17 protein-coding genes are annotated in these 21,599 nt (G+C 62.2%); 16 read left to right on the top strand and 1 reads right to left on the bottom strand.

The window, feature by feature from the left end; genetic code table 11:
- Positions 1 to 1,049: 1,049 nt before the first annotated feature.
- From FSO04_RS39945 to pcaC, 5 genes are all read left to right on the top strand, one after another.
- A complete protein-coding gene (locus FSO04_RS39945; RefSeq protein ID WP_154566933.1) occupies positions 1,050 to 1,754 on the top strand; it encodes a 3-oxoacid CoA-transferase subunit A in 705 nt (234 codons plus the stop codon).
- Between the two features lie 10 nt (positions 1,755 to 1,764).
- On the top strand, positions 1,765 to 2,424 hold the full coding sequence (locus FSO04_RS39940) for a 3-oxoacid CoA-transferase subunit B (RefSeq protein ID WP_093647594.1): 660 nt from the start codon (positions 1,765 to 1,767) through the stop codon (positions 2,422 to 2,424).
- Positions 2,425 to 2,826: 402 nt separating this feature from the next.
- Complete coding sequence (locus FSO04_RS39930) at positions 2,827 to 4,206, top strand: 3-carboxy-cis,cis-muconate cycloisomerase (protein WP_154566932.1); 1,380 nt, start codon at positions 2,827 to 2,829, stop codon at positions 4,204 to 4,206.
- A 5-nt stretch (positions 4,207 to 4,211) separates the two neighbouring features.
- Positions 4,212 to 5,003, top strand: a complete 792-nt coding sequence (gene pcaD / locus FSO04_RS39925) for a 3-oxoadipate enol-lactonase (RefSeq protein WP_154566931.1) — start codon at positions 4,212 to 4,214, stop codon at positions 5,001 to 5,003.
- Positions 5,000 to 5,395, top strand: coding sequence for a 4-carboxymuconolactone decarboxylase (gene pcaC, locus FSO04_RS39920; protein ID WP_154566930.1), 396 nt, complete (start codon positions 5,000 to 5,002; stop codon positions 5,393 to 5,395). Before pcaD ends, pcaC begins: the two co-directional genes overlap by 4 nt.
- Before the next feature lie 137 nt (positions 5,396 to 5,532).
- Here pcaC and FSO04_RS39915 read toward each other — a convergent pair whose 3' ends face one another.
- A complete protein-coding gene (locus FSO04_RS39915) occupies positions 5,533 to 6,234 on the bottom strand; it encodes a TetR family transcriptional regulator (protein WP_154566929.1) in 702 nt (233 codons plus the stop codon).
- Positions 6,235 to 6,615: 381 nt separating this feature from the next.
- On the opposite strand from FSO04_RS39915, the gene FSO04_RS39910 reads away from it, so the two are divergent.
- The 11 genes from FSO04_RS39910 (at position 6,616) to FSO04_RS39860 (ending at position 20,737) form a co-directional block, all read left to right on the top strand.
- The gene (locus tag FSO04_RS39910; RefSeq protein ID WP_154566928.1) at positions 6,616 to 8,223 is read left to right on the top strand and encodes a 6-hydroxynicotinate reductase; all 1,608 of its coding nucleotides are present in this window, start codon (positions 6,616 to 6,618) and stop codon (positions 8,221 to 8,223) included.
- Between the two features lie 49 nt (positions 8,224 to 8,272).
- Positions 8,273 to 9,214: a UPF0280 family protein gene (locus FSO04_RS39905; RefSeq protein ID WP_154566927.1), complete on the top strand. Its 942-nt coding sequence runs from the start codon at positions 8,273 to 8,275 to the stop codon at positions 9,212 to 9,214.
- A complete protein-coding gene (locus FSO04_RS39900; RefSeq protein WP_168435993.1) occupies positions 9,190 to 9,780 on the top strand; it encodes an amino acid synthesis family protein in 591 nt (196 codons plus the stop codon). Before FSO04_RS39905 ends, FSO04_RS39900 begins: the two co-directional genes overlap by 25 nt.
- A gap of 132 nt (positions 9,781 to 9,912) precedes the next feature.
- On the top strand, positions 9,913 to 10,497 hold the full coding sequence (locus FSO04_RS39895) for an amino acid synthesis family protein (protein WP_054043300.1): 585 nt from the start codon (positions 9,913 to 9,915) through the stop codon (positions 10,495 to 10,497).
- A gap of 18 nt (positions 10,498 to 10,515) precedes the next feature.
- Positions 10,516 to 12,462, top strand: coding sequence for an ABC transporter permease (locus FSO04_RS39890; RefSeq protein WP_154566926.1), 1,947 nt, complete (start codon positions 10,516 to 10,518; stop codon positions 12,460 to 12,462).
- Entirely contained in the window at positions 12,459 to 13,268 is an 810-nt protein-coding gene (locus FSO04_RS39885; RefSeq protein WP_154566925.1) for an ABC transporter ATP-binding protein, read from the top strand. Before FSO04_RS39890 ends, FSO04_RS39885 begins: the two co-directional genes overlap by 4 nt.
- The gene (locus tag FSO04_RS39880; RefSeq protein WP_054043304.1) at positions 13,265 to 13,978 is read left to right on the top strand and encodes an ABC transporter ATP-binding protein; all 714 of its coding nucleotides are present in this window, start codon (positions 13,265 to 13,267) and stop codon (positions 13,976 to 13,978) included. Before FSO04_RS39885 ends, FSO04_RS39880 begins: the two co-directional genes overlap by 4 nt.
- Before the next feature lie 73 nt (positions 13,979 to 14,051).
- Positions 14,052 to 15,251 (top strand): amidohydrolase family protein, encoded by a 1,200-nt coding sequence (locus FSO04_RS39875; RefSeq protein WP_154566924.1) that lies wholly within the window; start codon positions 14,052 to 14,054, stop codon positions 15,249 to 15,251.
- 31 nt (positions 15,252 to 15,282) lie between these two features.
- A complete protein-coding gene (locus FSO04_RS39870) occupies positions 15,283 to 15,789 on the top strand; it encodes a (2Fe-2S)-binding protein (RefSeq protein WP_154566923.1) in 507 nt (168 codons plus the stop codon).
- The gene (locus FSO04_RS39865; protein WP_154566922.1) at positions 15,786 to 19,397 is read left to right on the top strand and encodes a molybdopterin cofactor-binding domain-containing protein; all 3,612 of its coding nucleotides are present in this window, start codon (positions 15,786 to 15,788) and stop codon (positions 19,395 to 19,397) included. Before FSO04_RS39870 ends, FSO04_RS39865 begins: the two co-directional genes overlap by 4 nt.
- A 131-nt stretch (positions 19,398 to 19,528) precedes the next feature.
- Positions 19,529 to 20,737 carry an ABC transporter substrate-binding protein gene (locus tag FSO04_RS39860; RefSeq protein WP_154566921.1) on the top strand — a complete coding sequence of 403 codons (1,209 nt, stop codon included), beginning with the start codon at positions 19,529 to 19,531 and terminating at the stop codon, positions 20,735 to 20,737.
- Positions 20,738 to 21,599 lie beyond the last annotated feature (862 nt).

Below are 21,599 nucleotides of genomic sequence, written 5' to 3'. Positions count from 1 at the left end.
GTCGTATTCAGCCCTCGCGCTCTTACCCACGACCGCCCAGAAAAGCCAAACCCCATCTCCATCTCGCGTACAAGGTCGCTTGATGGAATGGGGCTTAAGTTGAGAGCATTGCTGTGCGGGGCGGCACCTACTTCTCTTTGCCGGCTGCAAAGAGAAGTAGGCAAGAGAAAGCAGCTCAAACCGCTACTGCTAAGTGGGCACCGTGGTTTGCTGCGGGTAGTGGTGCATCTGGAATCCGTGTTCTCGCACATTCCGCGTTAGTGACAAAGGACTCATCCGCTCCCACTCCGCACTGCGTGCGTCGCGGACGGGTCTGCATGGGAAACCACGGGCTTCGGTTGAGGTCTGTGGGGGCCGTCGGCTTCGCCTCGGCGACGCGCCTCTGCACTCTCCGGGGAAGCCCGCCTCAAACGATATGTAGATGCAGTGACGAGCCACGGTCCGGTGGCGAGGCGGGAGCGCCAAAACGTAGTGAGTGGTTTTATGAACTGCTCTTCGGCGCGCGCAGCGCCGCCGGAAGAATGACGCCCTTGTCACTGGCGTATGCAGGGGCACGAACACAGATTCCAGATGCACCACTACCCGCAGCAGACCACGGGACCCGCTTAGCAGGAGTGGTTTGAGCTGCTTTCTCTTGCCTACTTCTCTTTGCAGCCGGCAAAGAAAAGTAGGTGCCGCCCCGCACAGGGGCAACGCTAATAGACCACTAACAAAACAAGGAAAGGCCAAAGCCCTACGAACCCTGACAAAAAGCGCCGATCAGGCAAACACACAAACAAGCAGCCCACACCCCAAAAAAACCAAAACCGCCCCCGCCGAGCAGGCGAAAAACCTATCCTTAGGGGGAATCCCCTGCCTTGACAACCAGCCCAAAGCGCAACCATAATCGCCCTGAACGTTCGCTAACCGAATCCATGTTCGTATATCGAACAAATCGAAAGTGAACAAACCAAAAGCGTCAGCCCCGGCCCGGAGACCGTCCCGCACAAGCCCTTGCCTGCAAAGGCAAACAGCCTGGCGATACGCAGCGCCCCAAAAGGAAATTCGACATGATCAACAAGATTTTCGAGTCACTTCAGTCGGCGGTCGCCGATGTCCACGATGGCGCGACCGTCATGATCGGCGGCTTCGGCACGGCCGGCATGCCGTCCGAGCTGATCGACGCGCTTATCGAACAGGGCGCGCGCGAACTCACCATCGTCAACAACAACGCCGGTAACGGCGACATCGGCCTCGCGGCGCTGCTCAACGCCAAACGCGTGCGCAAGATCATCTGCTCGTTCCCGCGCCAAAGCGATTCGTATGTGTTCGACGCGCTCTATCGCGCTGGCGAAATCGAACTCGAACTGGTGCCGCAAGGCAACCTCGCGGAACGTATTCGCGCGGCAGGCGCGGGCATCGGCGGGTTCTTCACGCCCACGGGTTATGGCACCAAGCTCGCCGAAGGCAAGGAAACCCGTCTGATCGACGGCAAGCATTACGTGCTGGAGTCGCCGCTGCACGCGGACTTCGCGCTGATCAAAGCGTTCAAGGGCGACCGCTGGGGCAATCTGGTCTATCGCAAGACCGCCCGCAACTTCGGTCCGATCATGGCGAGCGCGGCGAAAACGGCCATCGTGCAGGTGTCGAAAGTGGTGCCGCTCGGCGAACTCGATCCGGAAAACATCGTCACGCCAGGCATCTTCGTGCAACGCGTGATCGAAGTGCCGCAAGCTGCGCATCAAGCCGAACTTGCATCCGCGAACGCCGCCTGAGGAGACCGACATGAAAAAACTGACCCGCGATGAAATGGCCAAGCGCGTTGCCCAGGATATCCCTGAAGGCGCTTACGTGAACCTCGGCATCGGCGTGCCGACGCTGGTGGCCAATCACCTTGGTGCCGACAAGGAAATCTTCCTGCACAGCGAAAACGGCCTGCTCGGCATGGGCCCGGCACCCGCGAAGGGCGAGGAAGACGACGAACTGATCAACGCCGGCAAGCAGCACGTCACGCTGCTTACGGGCGGTGCCTACTTCCATCACTCGGATTCGTTCGCAATGATGCGCGGCGGCCATCTGGATTTCTGCGTGCTCGGCGCGTTCCAGGTGTCGGCGAAGGGCGACCTGGCGAACTGGCACACCGGCGCGCCCGACGCGATTCCGGCTGTCGGCGGCGCCATGGACCTGGCAATCGGCGCGAAACAGGTCTACGTGATGATGGAGCACCTGACCAAGCAGGGCGAAAGCAAGATCGCGGCGGAATGCACGTACCCGGTGACGGGCGTGAACTGCGTCGACCGCATCTATACGGACCTGGCCATGATCGACGTCACCGACAAGGGCCTCGTGGTGCGCGAGATCTTCTCGGACATCGACTTCGATGCGCTGCACAAACTGACCGGCGTGCCGCTGATCGACGGCACTCAGGCGGCACGCGCGGCCTAAGCACGGGCGCGGCAGCCGTCCGCACGAAGGCCTGTGGCGAGTCAAACCGCTGGCCGGGCGATGGCAACGCGCACGCCGCGCAGCGTGCTGCCACAAATGTGCGCGCGCGCAACGTGCCGTCGCCGATGAGCAAGCCGTGCAGCGTGCAGCCACCAATACGCGGGTCGCGCAAACCGTGCATCCGCCAATGTCCGCAGCGCGCATGAGGCAAGCTTCATGCGCGTGACCCGATGCCACGGCGTCACGTTGTTACAGCGAGCCGACGCGGCAGCATTCGGAACAGAATGCGCCGTAACGCCGTGTGCGGTACGCTCTCGATAGAAAGCGCCAAGGGCGCGCCTCGCAGCACGCCCGGATCGCCGCGGCGAAACCTTCACTTCCGACACCCTCATCGACGCCATCATGCTCGACTCCAGCGCCCGTCTGACCGGCCTTCTTTGCGGCACACAGCCGATGAACGACATCTGGGCGCCGCGTGCCACGCTGCAACGGATGCTCGAGGTCGAAGCAGCGCTCGCGCGCGCTTCGGCTGCCCATAACGTGATTCCGCACAGCGCCGTGGCCGCGATCGAGGGCGCCTGCCAGGCCGATCAACTCGACGCCGACGCACTTGCGCGCGACGCGGCGCTCGGCGGCAACCTCGCGATTCCCCTCGTCAAACAACTCACCGCGCGTGTCAAAGCGGCGGACGCCGAAGCGTCGAAGTACGTCCATTGGGGCGCGACGAGCCAGGACATCATCGATACGGCAACGGTGCTGCAACTGCGCGAGACCTTCGATCTGCTCGACAGCGGCTTAGAAGCCACATGCGATGCAGTCGCGAAACTCGCGGCCACCCATCGCGCGACGCCGATGATCGGCCGCACCTGGCTGCAGCAAGCCCTGCCCATCACGCTCGGTCTGAAATTCGCACAATGGCTCGACGCGTTGCTGCGTCATCGTGAGCGGCTCGATGCGTTGCGCGCGCGTGTGCTGGTGCTGCAATTCGGTGGCGCGGCGGGCACGCTGGCGAGTCTGCGTGACGCGGCGCCGCAAGTTACCCAATCATTGGCGCAAGAACTCAAGCTCGCTGTGCCCACCTTGCCATGGCACACGCAGCGCGATCGCATCGCTGAAACAGCGGCGCTGTTCGGCATGTTGATCGGCACGCTCGGCAAAATCGCGCGCGATATCTCGCTGCAGATGCAAACCGAAATCGACGAACTGGCCGAGCCCGCCGCGGCAGGCAAGGGCGGTTCGTCGACGATGCCGCACAAGCGCAACCCGGTCGGCTGCGCCGCGGTGCTGACGGCCGCGACTCGCGCGCCGGGGCTGGTGGCCACGGTGTTCGCCGGCATGGTGCAGGAGCACGAGCGCGCGCTCGGCGGCTGGCAAGCTGAGTGGGATTCGTTGCCGGACCTCGCGCGCCTTGCAGGCGGAGCGCTCGCCAACATCGAGCAGATCGCCACGGGTCTCAACGTGAATGTTCCGCGCCTTGCCGCCAATCTCGACGTCACGCACGGATTGATTCTCGGCGAAGCCGTGATGCTCGCGCTCGGCGACAGCATCGGCCGACTCGATGCGCATCATCTGGTCGAGCGCGCATCGAAAGCGGCAATCGCCGAGCGCAAGACGCTCTTCGAGGTGCTCTCGGCGGACCACGCCGTGATCGAACATCTTTCGCTCGATCGCCTGAAGCAACTGCTCGATCCTGCTCAATACGTCGGCCAGGCGCACGCTTATGTGGACGCCGCGCTGGCCCTTCATCACACGCGCGCCAAACGCGCCACTTCCAAGGAGTAACCGGCATGCCCTACGCCGCAGTCAACGGGACCGAGCTGCATTATCGAATCGACGGTGACCGTCACGGCAATGCGCCGTGGATCGTGTTGTCGAATTCGCTCGGCAGCGATCTGTCGATGTGGACGCCGCAAGTCGCGGCGCTGTCCAAACACTTCCGCGTGCTGCGCTACGACACGCGCGGTCATGGTCACTCGGAAGCACCGAAGGGTCCGTACACGATCGAACAACTGACCGGCGACGTGCTCGGCCTGATGGATACGCTGAAGATCGCGCGCGCGAATTTCTGCGGCGTGTCGATGGGCGGCCTCACCGGCGTCGCGTTGGCCGCGCGTCACTCGAATCGTCTTGAGCGCGTGGTGCTGAGCAATACGGCGGCGCGCATCGGTTCGCCGGAAGTGTGGGTGCCGCGCGCTGCACGAGCCCGCACTGAAGGCATGCTCGCACTGGCCGACGTGGTTCTGCCGCGCTGGTTCACCGCCGACTTTATCGAACGTGAACCGGTGGTGTTCGCCATGATCCGAGACGTGTTCGTGCATACCGACAAGGAAGGCTACGCATCCAATTGCGACGCCATCGACGCCACCGATCTGCGCCCTGAAACCCCCGGCATCAAGGTGCCTGCGCTAGTGATCAGTGGCACGCACGATCTGGCCGCAACGCCGGCACAAGGCCGCGAACTGGCGCAAGCGATTCCGGGCGCGCGTTATGTCGAACTGGACGCCTCGCATATTTCCAACATCGAGAAGGCCGAGGCTTTCACGAAGACCGTGCTCGACTTCCTGACGGAGCAGAAATGAACGACGAAGACCGTTACGAAGCCGGACTCGGGGTGCGCCGCGAGGTGCTGGGTAGCGCGCACGTCGACCGGTCGCTTGCGAACCGCACCGAGTTGACGGAGGAGTTCCAGAATTTTATTACCCGCTATGCGTGGGGCGAAATCTGGACGCGTGAAGGCTTGCCGCGTCACACGCGCAGCCTGCTGACCATCGCGATGATGGTCGCGCTCAATCGCAGCGAAGAACTCGCATTGCACTTGCGCGCCGCGAAGAACAACGGCGTGACGCGCGAGCAGATCAAGGAAGTGCTGCTGCAAACCGCAATCTATTGCGGTGTGCCGGCTGCCAATTCGGCGTTCCACCTGGCCGATAAACTGTTCCGCGAAGACGACGCCGCAGCGGCAAAGCCGTAACGACGTTCGACGACTGGTGTGGCGTGTAACCATGCCGGCATTCGCCGCGCGTCACGCCGTCACGCGAGTCCTGCCTGCCGCCTTCCACCGGAATGACGCGATGTGGAGCCTGAAGCGTACGTCAGACAAAACGCGCTTCAGGCCGTTCTGCTCTTATCCATCACTGCCGTGTCCGCAGGCAACTGCAAGCGCACGGCGCGCAACACCGTATCCTTGATGACCTCGCGCCAATGCGCGAGTGCGGCCTTGTCCATCAGCGGTTCGCCGAGAAACGCCCCTAGCGTGTACTGATTGGCGTTATAGAAATAACCGAGCGACGCGATTATCAGGTACACATCACGCGCTTTGACGTCGGCACGAAAGACGTTTTGCGCCTTGCCCGCGTCCAGCAACTTCTGCACGACCGAAATCGCATAGCCCGAAATCTCCTTCAGCTTTGACGATTTCTTCGCGTGCTTGCCCTGATGCAGATTCTCGCTCGACAGCAGGGTGACGAACTCAGGGTGATCGAGGTAATACTGCCAGACGAATTCGACCATCTGTTCGAGGCCGTGCACGGGGTCGTCCAGATCGAGATCGAGCTTGCTTTCGGCTTCGTTGAACTGCGTGTAGATGGTCTCCAGCACTTCGACAAACAACTGTTCCTTGCTGCCGAAGTAGTAATAGATCATCCGGTCGTGCGAACGCGCGGCCTTCGAAATACTTTCGACCCGGCCGCTTGCATAGCCTTGCTTTGCAAAGACCTTGATTGCCGCTTTGAGAATCTTGGCGCGCGTGTCTTGCGCCTGCTTCGCTCGGATGCCGATAGCGCCCGGCTTGCGGGCGGCAGTGGGACTCATGGCGGTCTCGGATCTCTTTGTTAGCGTCAGGTTGAACGGCATGCGCCGCAGCCGCTTGGTGCGCTCAGGTATGGCGCGCCTTCATCATACAGCCCATATCACGCGCGACGAAATGCCCTGCAAGCTCATGTGCTTCGGGGTAGATTGATTCGTAATCCCTGCGGGGATGCCGCGCCGCAGCATTCAGATGGATACCGGGAAACTCGTTGCGCAGTCTATTTTGATCGAGTAGATTTCAAGCAAGTTTGGTGTAGTGGATGCTACACGAACGGTGAGTGACCGCAACATGGAAAAATACGGGTCACGCAAAAGTCCCTTAAAACAGGGATTATTTGTCAGCCGGGCAGGACCGATTGTAATGTCGTCGTATGGAACCCCACCATGACAGAACATACGAAGGTCGATTTCGGTGCGGAGCGCGTCGACGGCGAAACCGCCTCGACGCCGGGTCCGACCGTGCTCGAGAAAGCGGCGCCGCGCAGCGAGCGGATGGCGTCGAACAAGATCGAATGCAATGCGTGCCCGGTGTTGTGCCAGATTTCGGAAGGCCGCACCGGCGCGTGCGATCGTTATGCGAATGCGGACGGGCGGTTGATTCGCGTGGACCCTGTGGTGTTTCTTTCACGCGCCGCGGGTTCGTCTGAAGCGATCACTAGCAATGTGGGTACCACGGTCGAATTTGGTGCATCGTCCGGGGTGCACGATCCTGCCGCGGAACAGGCGCTGTTCGTTACCGGCGTTGGCGCATCGTCTACGTATCCCGACTACAAGCCCGCGCCTTTCATCGTTTCCTCGAAGTTGGACGACGTCGACATGGTCACCGTCGTCACCGAGGGCATTTTCAGCTATTGCAGCTTCAAGGTGAAAATCGATACCGACCGCTTTCTCGGGCCGGAGCAATCGAACGTGCGCTGCCATGGTGAGATCGTCGGCCATGTGACCACGGCGGAGTACGGCTCGCAGATGCTGAGCCTCGGCGGTGTTCACCACCTGACTGGCGGCAGCAAGAAAGAAGGCCGCGTGACGTGCGACATGATGCTCGCGCTCGGCAACAAGGAAGCGGTGGAGTTGACCATCGACGGCGGCGCGAGTCTGGTGATTCGTGCGGGCGCGGCGCCGATTGTCGACGGCGTCGAAGAACAGCGTATGCGGGTGGGTTGTGGGTCGGCCACCATCGGCATCTTTGCGAAACAATGGTTCGGTCACGCGGACGAAGTGGTGGTGGTCGACGATCACATCACCGGCGTACTCACCGAGCACCAGGCGGGCCGTTGCCTCGGCATGACGCCCTCAGGTCTGAAGATTCGCGGACGCAAATCGACGCCTGGCCGTTATTTCCAGGTGGCGAACCCCGGCACCGGTTGGGGCGGCACCGACATTCAGGACCCGCTGGCGATTGTCGAAAGCTTCGATCCCGCGGTGGCGAAACCGGGCATGCGCTTGCTGATGGTGTCGACCACCGGCGAACACGCACAGTGGTATGAACTCGATCGGGACCTCGTGCCGCGCATCGCAGCGATGCCGGACGCTGTGCGCGGCACGGTCGAACGAATTGGCGAGAATTGCGAGCCGTCGCTTGCTACGGTGCTGTTTCTCGGCGGCGCGGGCGGCAGCCTGCGAGCGGGGGCCACGGAGAATCCGGTCCTGCTCACGCGCGCGATCAAACAGAGGCTGGTGAACGTAACATGTGGTGGCGCGCCAACCTATGTGTGGCCGGGTGGCGGCATCACCGTGATGGTGGATGTCTCGCGCATGCCCGATCGATCGTTTGGCACTGTACCTACGCCCGCGATCGTCGCGCCGATCGAATTCACCATGACGTATGACGCGTATCGCGATCTCGGCGGCCATCTCGACGCGGTGCGTTCACTGGAAAGCGTGCTGGCGAATGGACCGGAGCATACGGAAGGGGCACCGCTCGCGCGCAGGACTATCGCGCGTCATCCCGACAATCCGTGGCCGCCGGCTATGCCGCCAATGCCAGGCTAACGGCGGCGCCACCACCGGCACAATCGACACGACGAACGCGACGCACACGATGAACCCAACCCGAACCCGGCTCGACGCGGCCCGCTGGCATTGGCAGTATGGCCCGATCGATCTGATCCTCAGCGCGGACGGCGAGCCCTCGGCAGTGCAGGCTGCATACGTGGCGTGCTGGGCGCGCTTTGTGGAAGTATTGCCCGAGTTGGTCGGCGAGTTGACGCTGCTTCGGCAGCCTGTGCAGGGCGACGCGGCGCATAGCGATTGCACGTTGAAGGGCGCCGTGGCCCGGCGCATGTGGAGCGCATGTTATCCCCACCGCGCTCGCTATATCACGCCGATGGCGGCCGTTGCGGGCAGCGTCGCGGACGAATTGATCACGGCGTTTGCACGCGAAGGCATCTCGCGCGCCTTCATCAACAACGGTGGCGACATTGCACTCCATTTGACCGAAGGACAGCAGTACCGCGTGGGCGTGTTCGCCGATCTGGCGGCGTTCTCCGGTGAGAAGGCTTCAGGCGATCTGGCTTTGGACGCTAACCTGACGCTCGACGCCGCCATGCCGATTCGCGGCGTCGCGACGAGCGGCTGGCGCGGCCGCAGCTTCAGCCTGGGGATCGCCGACAGCGTGACCGTGCTCGCCCGCAACGCCGCCACCGCCGATGCCGCCGCCACGATGATCGCCAACGCCGTCAATCTGGAGCATGCCGGCATCGTGCGCAGCCCGGCTTCCTCGTTGAAGGACGATAGCGATCTCGGTGACCTGCTCGTGACCGTCGACGTGCCGTCCTTGCCGCAAGCGCTGATCGATTTCGCGCTGGCACGCGGTGTCGACGCCGCGCAGCGCTTGCACGAACAAGGTTTGATCGAAGGCGCCGCACTGTTCCTGCAAGGGCGGGCACGTGTGACCGGTGGTACCTATCAGAATGGCGCGTTATTTATACAGCGCGCCCGGATAACAACGGAGGCTCCGTGTTCGAAATACGCCGCGTGCTGACGCACGTCGAAGACATTTTCCACGAGTTCGGTCCCGCGCCCGCGCAGCCGCTCAGGCGCGGTGCGATCGCCGCAGTGATGACGAATCCGTTCGCCGGCCGCTACGAAGCCAGAATCGAACACGCCATGGAAGCGCTCAAGCCGATCGGTTTCGACATGGCGCAACAGCTGCTGGCGGCGATGGCCGTGCCGCACGCGGCGATCGAAAGCTACGGCAAGGGTGCAATCGTCGGCTCGCGCGGCGAGCTCGAGCATGGCGCGTTGTGGCACGTCCCCGGCGGCTATGCGATGCGCGAACTGCTGGAAAAAAACGGCGTGCCGACCAACGCGATCGTGCCGTCGACGAAGAAAGTCGGCGCGCCTTCCACCGCGCTCGATGTGCCACTGACGCATGTCAACGCGAGCTACGTGCGCAGCCATTTCGACGCGATCGAAGTGCGTGTGCCCGGCGCGCCCGCTGCGGATGAGCTGGTGTATATCCTCGTGATGAGCACGGGGCAGCGCGTGCATGCGCGCGTCGGCGGCTTGGCGAAAGAGGCGATTGTGGGCAAGGACGGCTTGCGCTGAGCGGCGCCTGAGTCACGCAATGCGCTGAAGCATTGCAATGAAACAATGAGTCGAAGCGCGGAGCTGAAGCAATGCGTTGCGGCGAGTAAGTAAAACACTAAGCAGAACACGCATCGAAACCCGGAGATCGAAATGGCAATCAAGCTTCGCAAGCTGGTCGTGCAGGTCGATGAAACACGCATTGAAATGGGGCAGGCCATCGAGCCGCCGACACGCCGTGCAGTCGCGATTGCGGTGATCGATAATCCCTACGCGGGCCGCTATGAGGCGAAGCTGGACGCGCTGATCGAAGCCGGTGAGGAGCTTGGAGCCTTGCTCGGCAACAAGTGCGTCGAAGCCTTGGGTATCAAACCGGGCGACGCGCAAAGCTACGGCAAGGCGGCGATTGTCGGCGAAGCAGGTGAACTCGAGCATGCGGCGGCGATTCTGCACCCCAAGCTGGGTGCGCCGCTGCGGGTAGCAGTCGAGAAGGGCGCGGCGCTGGTGCCGTCGGCGAAAAAAATGGGTACGCTTGGCACCGCGATCGATGTCCCGCTGGGTCACAAGGACGCCGCCTTCGTGCGCAGCCATTTCGATGCAATCGAAGCGCGCGTGTCGGACGCGCCGCGCGCCAACGAAATTGTCGTGGCGGTCGCGGTGACGGCCTCGGGCCGGCCGTTACCGCGTATCGGCGGCTTGCAGGTGAGTGAGATCAAAGGCGAAGACGGTTTGCGCTGAGTTACTTTAAGGGTCGCGATGCTTTCGAATTTGCTGGTACAGCTAGTCAACGGACTCGCCGACGCGTCGACGCTGTTTCTCGTCGCCGCCGGTTTGTCGTTGATCTTCGGCGTGACGCGCATCGTCAACTTCGCGCATGGCTCGTTCTATATGTTCGGCATCTATGTCGCGTATAGCATCGCGAGCCGCTTTGGCCACACGGCGGGCGGGTTCTGGCTGTCGGTACTGGCTGCCGCGCTGGTTGTCGCGGTGCTTGGCGCGCTGGTTGAAATGATCGTGTTACGGCGCATCTACCAGGCCCCGGAGTTGTTTCATCTACTGGCGACATTCGCGCTGGTGCTGATCTTTCGCGATGCCGCGCTATGGCTGTGGGGTCCGGAAGATCTGTTCGGACCGCGTGCGCCACATCTGGCTGGCGCAGTTAGTTTTCTCGGCCATCCGCTGCCGACCTACGATATCGCGCTGATCGTGATCGGGCCGGTGGTGTTGCTGCTGCTCTGGTATGCGTTGACGCGTACACGGTGGGGCACGCTGGTGCGCGCCGCGACACAGGATCGCGAGATGCTCGGCGCACTCGGTATTAATCAGGCGTGGCTGTTCACCGGCGTGTTTTTCGTCGGCGCGTTTCTCGCCGGCCTGGGCGGCGCGCTGCAAGGGCCGCGCATGTCAGCGAATCTGTCGCTCGATCTGGAGACCATCGGCAATGCGTTTGTTGTCGTCGTGGTCGGCGGCATGGGGTCGATTCCGGGCGCGTTCGTCGCGGCGTTGCTGATCGCGGAGATCAAGGCGCTGTGCATCGGCATCGGCCATGTGTCGGTGTTCGGTATCGATCTGTCGTTGAGCCGCTTTACGCTGGTTGCAGAATTTGTCGTGATGGCGGTGGTGCTGGTGGTGCGGCCTTGGGGCTTGTTAGGGAAGGCGAGCGCTGCGGTGCGTGGCATGGCCGCGCCTGAAGCGCCATTAAGGCCAGCAGGCAAGCGCCTGAAGTGGTTGGCCGCAATCGCTTTGTTGGTGCTGGTACTCGCACCGCTTGCGGCCAATGCGTTTCCCTATATGCCTGTGCTGCTGGTTGAAATTCTGATCGCCGTGTTGTTCGCGACGAGTCTGCATTTCATCATGGGCCCTGGCGGCATGCATTCTTTCGGCCACGCCGCGTATTTCGGGCTGGGCGCATATGGCGCCGCGCTGTTTCTCAAAGTTTTGAATCTGCCGATGGAAGCCGCGTTGCTGCTCGGCCCCTTGCTCGCCGTGGCAGGCGCGCTCGTGTTCGGCTGGTTTTGCGTGCGTCTCTCAGGCGTCTACCTCGCGATGCTGACGCTCGCATTCGCACAGATCGTCTGGTCGGTCGTGTTCCAGTGGGACGACGTGACGGGCGGCAGTAACGGCATTCTCGGCTTGTGGCCGTCGAACTGGTTGGCGTCGCCGGTGGCTTTTTATTATCTGACGCTCGTCTGCGCTGTGATCGGTGTGTGGCTGTTGCGCAAGATGCTGTTCTCGCCGCTTGGCTATGCGATGCGGGCGTCGCGTGATTCGGTGTTGCGCGCCGAGGCGATCGGCATCGATGTGAAACGCGTGCAGTGGGCGGCCTTCGTCGTCGCGTCGTTGTTTTGCGGGCTTGCCGGGTCGTTATATGCCTTCTCCAAAGGGACGATTTCGCCGGAGGTGATCAGCGTCAGCCGTTCAGTAGATGGCCTCGTGATGGTGTTGCTCGGCGGCTTGCAGACGTTGACTGGCCCGATCGTCGGCGCGGCCGTGTTCACGTGGCTGCAGGACACCGTCGCGCGGCAAACCGATTATTGGCAGGCGTTGCTGGGCTTCGCCATTCTGCTGCTGGTGATCGCGTTTCCGCAGGGTATCGTCGGTTTCATTCGCGAGCGTTTTGGTGACGATACGGTGGATAAGGCGGAAGAGCGTGTTCCATCGCAATCGCAATCGCAGGGCACGGCGATCAAGGAGGGGCTATGAGCTTGCTGCGCGTCTCCGGTCTCTCCAAATCGTTCGGCGGCCTGAAAGCGGTCGACGATGTTTCCTTCGATCTCGAAGCCGGCCAACTATTGGCGCTGCTGGGTCCGAACGGCGCGGGCAAGTCGACCTGCTTCAACATGGTCAACGGGCAACTGCAGCCGTCGTCTGGTTCGATTCGTCTCGACGATCATGAACTGGTCGGCATGCGGCCGCGCGATATCTGGCGGTTGGGCGTCGGCCGCACGTTCCAGATTGCCGCGACTTTCAATTCGATGACCGTGCTCGAAAACGTGCAGATGGCGCTGGTCTCGCGTGAACGAAAGACTTTCGGCCTCTGGAAACCCGCGGGCTCGCGCTATGCCGATGAAGCCATGACGCTGCTCGAACAGGTCGGCATGGGCGCCGATGCGAACCGCGCCTGCGGCGTGCTCGCATACGGCGACGTCAAACGCGTTGAACTCGCTATCGCATTGGCAAACCGCCCGAAGCTACTACTGATGGACGAGCCCACTGCCGGCATGGCGCCAAAGGAGCGCAACGAACTGATGGCGCTCACCAAGCGACTCGTCACCGAGCACAAAATCGGCGTGCTGTTTACCGAGCACAGCATGGACGTTGTATTCGCGTACGCCGATCGCATGATCGTGCTCGCGCGCGGCAAGTTGATCGCCGAGGGCGACGCCGAAACGATCCGCAACGACGCACGCGTGCAGGAAGTCTATTTCGGCACTGGCAAGACCTTCCAGCCACGCGCGCCGCTGCATGAAGCGGCAGGCGGCCATCAAGGACAAGGAGCGCTGCAATGAGCGAGCCGATGCTGAAAGTCGCCGGCCTCAACGCGTTCTATGGCCGCGCGCACATTCTGTTCGACGTTGGCCTCGAAGTCGGCCGCGGCGAAGTGGTCGCGCTGATGGGCCGCAACGGCGCCGGCAAATCGACGACGATGAAAGCCGTGATGGGTCTGCTGCCACGCCGTCAGGGAGAGGTCCGTTTTCGCGGGCAAAACATCGCGGCGTTGCCGCCGTATCGGATCGCCCGCATGGGCATGGGTTTCGTCCCTGAAGATCGCCGCGTGTTCTCCGATCTGACCGTGATGGAGAACCTCGATACAGGCCGTCAGCCGCCACGCGAAGGCGCGCCCGAGTGGACGCCGGAAAAGCTGTTCCGCCTTTTCCCCAATCTCGGTGAAATGCCAAAACGTCCCGGCGGACAGATGAGCGGCGGCGAGCAGCAGATGCTCACTGTCTCCCGCACGCTGATGGGCAATCCGTATCTGGTGCTGCTCGACGAACCGTCCGAGGGCGTGGCGCCCGTGATCGTCGAGCAGATGGCCAACATGATTCTCGAACTCAAGCGCGAAGGGCTGTCGATTCTATTGTCGGAACAGAATCTACACTTCGCCGAGCTGGTCAGCGACCGTGCGTACGTCCTTGAAAAAGGGCAGATCCGCTTCAGCGGCACGATCGGCGAACTCGCAAAGAACGAAACGGTCAGGCGCGCTTATCTGAGCGTGTGATTCCATTGGCGCCGCATGCGTGCAGGTTGTGCACGCATGCGGCGCCGGGCAGTCGGTGCGAAAGGAGAAGCAGATGGCAGCAGAGACGTTGACAGGCTTGTCGGGAAAGGTCGCGATAACGAACATTGGTCTGCTGCTATCCGGCGATATCGACCAGCCGATTCTCGACGCGAACACGCTGGTGATCGACGACGGCGTGATCGTCGCGATCGGCCGCGAGAAAGATTGCGACCTCGAAGGTGCGCGGACCACCGTCGATTGTAAAGGCACCACGGTCGCCCCAGGCCTGATCGATTCGCACGTGCACCCGGTGTTCGGCGACTGGACACCGCGCCAGAATCAGATGGGCTGGATCGAATCGAATCTGAACGGCGGCGTGACGACGATGATTTCCGCCGGCGAAGTGCATTTACCTGGCCGTCCGAAAGACGTGGTTGGCGTAAAGGCGCTTGCCATTACCGCTCAACGCTCGTTCGAAGGGATGCGTGGCGCGGGTGTTGGTGGCGGCGTGAAAGTCATGGCGGGTGCGCCGGTGATCGAGAAAGGCATGGTCGAGGAGGACTTCAAGGAGCTCTCGGAAGCGGGTGTGAAGCTGCTCGGCGAAGTGGGCCTTGGCAGCGTGAAGGGCGGCGAGGAAGCGGCGCAGATGGTCGCCTGGGCTCGCAAATACGGCATTCAAAGCACGATTCACACCGGTGGCCCGTCGATTCCGGGCTCTGGCCTGATCGATCGAGACGTGGTGCTCGCCGCCGATGCGGACGTGATCGGCCACATCAATGGCGGCCATACGTCGCTGTCCTATCGGCACGTATGCGATCTGTGCGAGCAATCGAGCCGCGCGCTGGAGATCGTTCACAACGGCAACGAACGGATTGCGCTGCTCACCGCACGTCATGCGATCGAATTGAAGTGTCCGCATCGGATCATTCTCGGCACCGATAGTCCGGCGGGTTCCGGCGTGCAGCCACTCGGTATTCTGCGGATGATCGCGCTGATCTCCAGTCTCGCCGACGTCCCCGCGGAAATCGCCTTCTGCTTCGCGACAGGCAATACCGCCCGGCAACGCAATCTGCGGCAAGGGCTGATCGAAGTGGGCCGTCCCGCCGACCTCGTCTTCATGGACCGCGCGCAGCACACGGCCGCCGATACGCTGCTTGAGAGCGTGCAACTCGGCGATATCCCTGGTGTCGGCATGGTGATGATCGACGGCTTGATCCGCTGCCGGCGCAGCCGCAATACGCCACCGGCGACCGAAGTGCCGGTGGTGCTTTGAACGCGCACCGCACGGCGTGGCCGGCATTGTCATGAACGGCTCGGCGCCGCTTACGCTGAATGTCAACGGCGTGACGCATCTTGTCAACGCCAGCGTGGACACGCCCCTGCTTTACCTGCTGCGTAACGACCTCGCGCTAAACGGTCCGAAGTTCGGCTGCGGACTTGGCGAATGTGGTGCGTGTACGGTCCTGCTCGACGGCATGCCGACGCGTTCGTGCGTAACGACCGCGAAGGTTGCCTTGGGGCGTGAGATCACCACGCTCGAAGGACTGGGCACGCGTGTCGCACTGCATCCGGTGCAGCAGGCGTTTATCGAAGAACAGGCCGCGCAGTGCGGCTATTGCCTGAACGGCATGATCATGACCGCCAAAGCGTTACTCGATCGCGATCCGCATCCGAGCGTCGAGACGATCCGGCGGGAACTGTCGCGCAACCTCTGCCGGTGCGGCACGCATGTCGAGATCGTGCGCGCGGTGCAGCGCGCGGCCGAACTGCTCGCTGCGCAAACCTCCGCGCGTGAAGGAGTGCGCGCATGACAGGGCCGGATTTCAGCGTCGATCGACGTTCCGCGCCGCTGTCACGACGACAGCTCTATGACGCGCAGAGCGTGCTCATCATCACGCGGCCGCCGCAGGCGCCGGTGAAGCCTGCGATCGGTCAGCCGGGGTCGCGCTCGTCGTTCGTGCCGACCGAGGCGGACATGTTTCTCGTGGTGCGCGACGACGGCAGCGTCGTGGCGTTCAACGGTCACGTCGATCTTGGTACCGGCATTGGCACCGCGCTCGCGCAGATCGTTGCGGAAGAACTGGACGTGCCGTTGACGCGCGTGTCGGTCGTACTCGGCCACACCAGCGAGGCGCCGAATCAGGGGCCGACGATTGCAAGCGCGACGATCCAGATATCGGCGGTGCCACTCAGGCATGCAGCGGCACAAGCGCGTCAGTTCCTTCTGGCGGAAGCAGCCGCGCGCTTGAACGTCAGCACTGAGCAACTCGACGTGCGAGACGGTGTGATTTTCACGCGCGACGGTGGCACGGAAAAGAGCATTGGCTACGGCGAATTGATCACCGGTCGGCGCATCGAATTGGACCTTGCCGCCGATGCGCCTTTGAAATCGCCGGACGCATTCAAGATCGTCGGTAAGAGCACACCGCGTGTCGATATTCCGGCGAAGGCGACCGGTGAGTTGAGTTTTGTGCATGACGTGCGTGTGCCTGGCATGCTGCACGGGCGCGTTGTCCGTCCACCCTATGCCGGTGTCGCGCAGGGCGACTTCATGGGCAACAGTCTGTTGCATGTCGATGAAGCGTCGGTCAGCGATTTGCCCGGAATCGTCAAGGTCGTGGTGATCCGCGATTTCGTCGGCATCGTGGCTGAGCGTGAAGAGGTCGCGCAGCAGGCGGTGAAGCGCTTGCATGTGCAGTGGAAAGCGGTAGAGGGTTTGCCTGCGCTCGAAACCAGCGAGGAAGTGGAAGCTGCGCTAAGAGCGAATCCGGCCATTCGGCGCGATCTGGTGATCGAAGGCGATGTCGACGCAGCACTCGCGCAAGACCCTGCCCGAACGCTGGAACGCACCTACGTATGGCCGTTTCAGATGCATGCGTCGATTGGACCGTCGTGCGCGGTGGCCGATTACCGGGATGCGAAGCTGAAAGTCTGGTCGGGCACGCAGAACCCTCATTCGTTACGTGCCGATCTCGCCTTGCTGATGGCACAGGATGAAGCGCACATCGAAATCGTGCGCATGGACGCGGCAGGTTGCTACGGCCGCAATTGTGCGGACGATGTCGCCGCCGACGCCGCGCTGCTATCGCGCGCAACCGGCAGTCCGGTGCGTGTACAACTATCGCGCGAAGACGAGCATGCATGGGAGCCCAAAGGCGCAGCGCAATTGATGGATGTGCGCGGCGCTTTGGATGCCGAAGGCGAGCTCGCGGCGTACGACTTCGCGACGCGCTATCCATCGAACGACGCCCCCACGTTGGCGTTGCTGCTCACTGGAACCATCTCCGCACAGCCGCAGGTCTTCGAAATGGGCGACCGCACGTCCGTGCCGCCATACGACTACCAGACCATGCGCATTGTCTGCGACGACACGCCGCCGATCGTGCGCGCGTCCTGGCTGCGGGGCGTGTCGGCGTTGCCGAACACCTTTGCGCATGAATCTTTTATCGACGAACTCGCTGCTGAGGCGGGCGTAGATCCAGTCGAGTTTCGTTTGAAGCATCTGACCGATCCGCGCGCGATCGATCTCGTGATGGCTGTGGCCGAGAAAGCTGGCTGGGAGCCTCGTAACGTCGCCTTGAAGGATGATCAGGAAGAGGGCGACATTGCGCGCGGTCGAGGCTTTGCCTACGCCCGCTACGTGCACAGCAAATTTCCCGGTTTCGGCGCGGCATGGTCTGCGTGGGTCGCTGACATCGAAGTCAATCGCAAGAGCGGCGAGCTCGCCGTGACGCGCGTGGTGGTGGGCCAGGACACCGGCACCATGGTGAATCCTGACGGCGTTCGTCATCAGATACACGGCAACGTGATTCAGGCGACCAGCCGTGCGCTGAAAGAACGCGTGACGTTCGGCGACAACGCGGTCACGAGCCAGGAATGGGGCGCGTATCCGATTCTGACGTTTCGCGAAGTGCCGGTGATCGACGTCGTGATGATGCCGCGCCACGGCGAGCCACCGATGGGCACAGGCGAATCGGCGTCGCTGCCTGGCGCCGCGGCGATCGCCAACGCGCTGTACGACGCGACAGGTGTGCGTTTTCGCAGACCACCGTTCACACCGGAGACGATTCGCGCCGCACTAGCCGATGCACAAGCGGAAGAAGCGGCGGCGCGCAAAAAGAAGCGCTGGCGGCTGGGTTTTCTCGGCGCAATTGCTGCGGGCGCTGCCGGCTGGCTAGGTGCATTGGCCTTGACGCCACAAGCCATTGCGCCGATTACGCCGCCGCTCGCGAGCGCATTTGCACCCGAACTGGTGGCACGCGGCAAACTGCTTGCGGCGCTGGGCAATTGCGCGGTTTGCCATACCGCGCACAACGGCGTGCCGAATGCCGGCGGCAAACCACTCGATACGCCATTCGGCACGATCTACAGCACCAACATCACGCCTGATGGACAGACGGGGATCGGCACATGGTCGCTCGACGCATTCGTGCGGGCGATGCGGCAAGGTATCAGCCGCGACGGCCATCATTTGTATCCCGCGTTCCCGTACACGTCGTTCAGGAACACGTCCGACGACGATCTGAAAGCGCTCTACGCGTACCTGATGGCGCAAACGCCGGTGCGCTCCAGGCCGCCGGAAACGAAGCTGGCCTTTCCATTCAGCGTGCGTCACTTGATGGCTGCATGGAACGGGCTCTTCCTCGGACACAATACGTTTACCGCCAGTGCGACGCAAAGTGCGCAATGGAATCGCGGGGCGTATCTCGTGAACGGCCTCGGCCATTGCAGCGCATGCCATACGCCGCGCAATGCATTCGGCGCCGAGAAAACCGGCGCCGCCTTCATGGGCGGCGGCGTGGCGGAAGGGTGGGAAGCGCCCGCGCTGTCGACGCTTTCCAACGCGCCCGTACCCTGGAGCGAAGACGAACTGTTCAGCTATCTGCGCTACGGTCATGCGCCGCTGCATGGCGTCGCGGCCGGGCCGATGGCGCCGGTCGTCAACGATCTGGCGGCGCTACCCGACAGCGATATTCGCGCGATGGCCACGTATCTGGCGTCTTTGAGTCCGCTGGAGCCCAATGCGGATCCTGTGGCGATGGCGCGTCAATACGAGCAGGCCAGCACGATTACGGGCACGGCAACAGGGCTTGGTGCACGTCTCTTCGACGGCGCGTGTGCAGCCTGTCATCACACTGGCAGTGGACCGCAATTGTTCGGTGCGCATCCGTCGCTGGCGCTTAACACGAATCTGCATAGCACGACGCCTGATAATCTGATTCGCGTGATTCTCGATGGTATCGGCTCGCCGGCACGGCCCGAACTCGGTACGATGCCGGCTTACCGCGACAGTTTCAACGACGCCCAGGTCGCCGAACTCGTGAGCTACCTGCGTCAGCAATTCGCCGGCGGCAAGCCGGCATGGCAGGACGTCACGGCGAGCGTCGCGAGAATTCGCGCGATGGCGCGGGCAGAGTGAAGTCGCCAAACGCATTGCAGCACCACTGGCAGCACAATTCGCAACACGGTTTGCCGAACGAATCGCCGAACGCTTCAACGCTTGATAAAAACGAACGCATTCCCGCAATCCTTTTGATAACGGAGAAAAGCATGACCACGCGCGCAGGATGGATCTCTCGCTTCACGGTTTCAACGGTTCTATCGCTCGCGGCCGTTGGCGCGAGTGCACAGCAGACCGTCAAGATCGGTGAAATCAACAGCTACAAGGCGCAGCCCGCCTTTCTCGGCCCTTACAAGAACGGCTGGAATCTCGCGCTCGAGCAGGTGAACGCGGCGGGTGGCGTACTCGGCAAACCGCTTGAAGTGGTGTCGCGCGACGACAACGGCAATCCGGGCGACACCATTCGCGTCGCGCAGGAGTTGATTGCACGCGAGCAGGTGCAATTGCTGTTCGGCGGATTCCTGTCGAACACGGGTCTCGCGTTGACCGACTTTGCGAAGCAGAAGAAGATTTTCTTCCTCGCGGCCGAGCCATTGACTGACAAGATCGTTTGGGCCGACGGCAATAAATACACATACCGTCTGCGTCCTTCGACGTATATGCAGGTGGCGATGCTGGTGCCGGAGGCGGTCAAGCTGAAGAAGAAGCGTTGGGCGCTTGTGTATCCGAACTACGAGTACGGGCAATCGGCGGTGGCGACGTTCAAGAAGCTGATGACGGCGGCGCAGCCGGACGTGGAGTTTGTCGCCGAGCAGGCGACGCCGCTGGGCAATGTCGATGCGGGCGCGGTGTCGCAGGCGATCGCCGACGCGAAGCCGGATGCGATTTTCAACGTGCTGTTTGGTGCCGATCTCGGCAAGTTTGTGCGCGAGGGCAATACGCGCGGGTTGTTCAAGGATCGCAGCGTGGTGTCGTTGTTGACGGGCGAGCCGGACTATCTCGACCCGTTGGGTGCGGAGGCGCCGACGGGGTGGATCGTGACGGGGTACCCGTGGTATTCGATTGATACGGCGGCGAACAAGAAGTTTGTCGATGCGTATCAGGCGAAGTATCACGATTATCCGCGACTGGGGTCGGTCGTGGGGTATTCGGCGTTGATGTCGATTGCGGCGGGGATCAAGAAGGCTGGTTCTACCGATCCGGATAAGTTGGCTGCTGCGTTCAAGGGGCTAGGGGTGGAGACGCCCTTCGGGCCGATTACTTATCGGGGGCAGGATAATCAGTCGACGATGGGGGCGTTTGTGGGGGTTACCGGTCTTAAGGACGGTAAGGGTGTGATGACTTCGTATCGTTACATCGATGGTGCGAGTGTGCAGCCTTCGGATGCGGAGGTTAAGAAGTTGCGGCCGGGGGAATAAGGTTTCGTTTTTTGCCTTTTGCGGCGGCATTGGCCGTGTTCTTAAGGCGTTGGCCTTTCCTTGATCTGGCTTTGGTGCCTTTCCTTGAATTGTTAGTGGTCTATTAGCGTTGCCCCTGTGCGGGGCGGCACCTACTTCTCTTTGCCGGCTGCAAAGAGAAGTAGGCAAGAGAAAGCAGCTCAAACCACTCCTGCTAAGCGGGTCCCGTGGTTTGCAACGGGTAGTGGTGCATCTGGAATCTGTGTTCGTGCCCGTGCATACGCCAGTGACAAGGGCGTCATACTTCCGGCGGCGCCGCGCGCGCCGAAGAGCAGTTCATAAAACCGATCGCTACGTTTTGGCGTTCACGCCTCGCCACGGGATGGTGGCCCGTGATTGCACCCCCACCACCGGGATTGTGATTGGAACCGCAACCGGGACTGTGATCGTGATCGGGACTGTGATTGCAGCGCACCGACATATCGTTTGAGGCGGGCTTCCCCGGAGAGTGCAGAGGCGCGTCGCCGAGGCGAAGCCGACGGCCCCCACGGCGCGGAACCGAAGCCGGTGGTTTCCCATGCAGACCCGTCCGCGACGCACGCAGTGCGGAGTGGGAGCTGATGAGTCCTTTGTCACTAACGCGGAATGTGCGAGAACACGGATTCCAGATGCACCACTACCCGTAGCAGACCACGGTACCCGCTTAGTAGTAGCGGTTTGAGCCGCTTTCTTTTGCCTACTTTTCTTTGCGGCATGGTAACTATTCAGCAGCCGGAAGCGGCGAAACGACGAACCCGGCGAAGCCCAAAGCCAGCGCGTCGATCAGCGAACGGTTCTGTTTGCGCAGACTGGCAAGGTAGGAGCGGATCGTGCAGAACGCCTC

The organism is Paraburkholderia madseniana, from assembly GCF_009690905.1.
Taxonomy (GTDB): Bacteria; Pseudomonadota; Gammaproteobacteria; order Burkholderiales; family Burkholderiaceae; genus Paraburkholderia; species Paraburkholderia madseniana.
The sequence above is the reverse complement of the archived record's forward strand: the minus strand, read 5'-3'. Positions and strand labels throughout refer to the sequence as shown.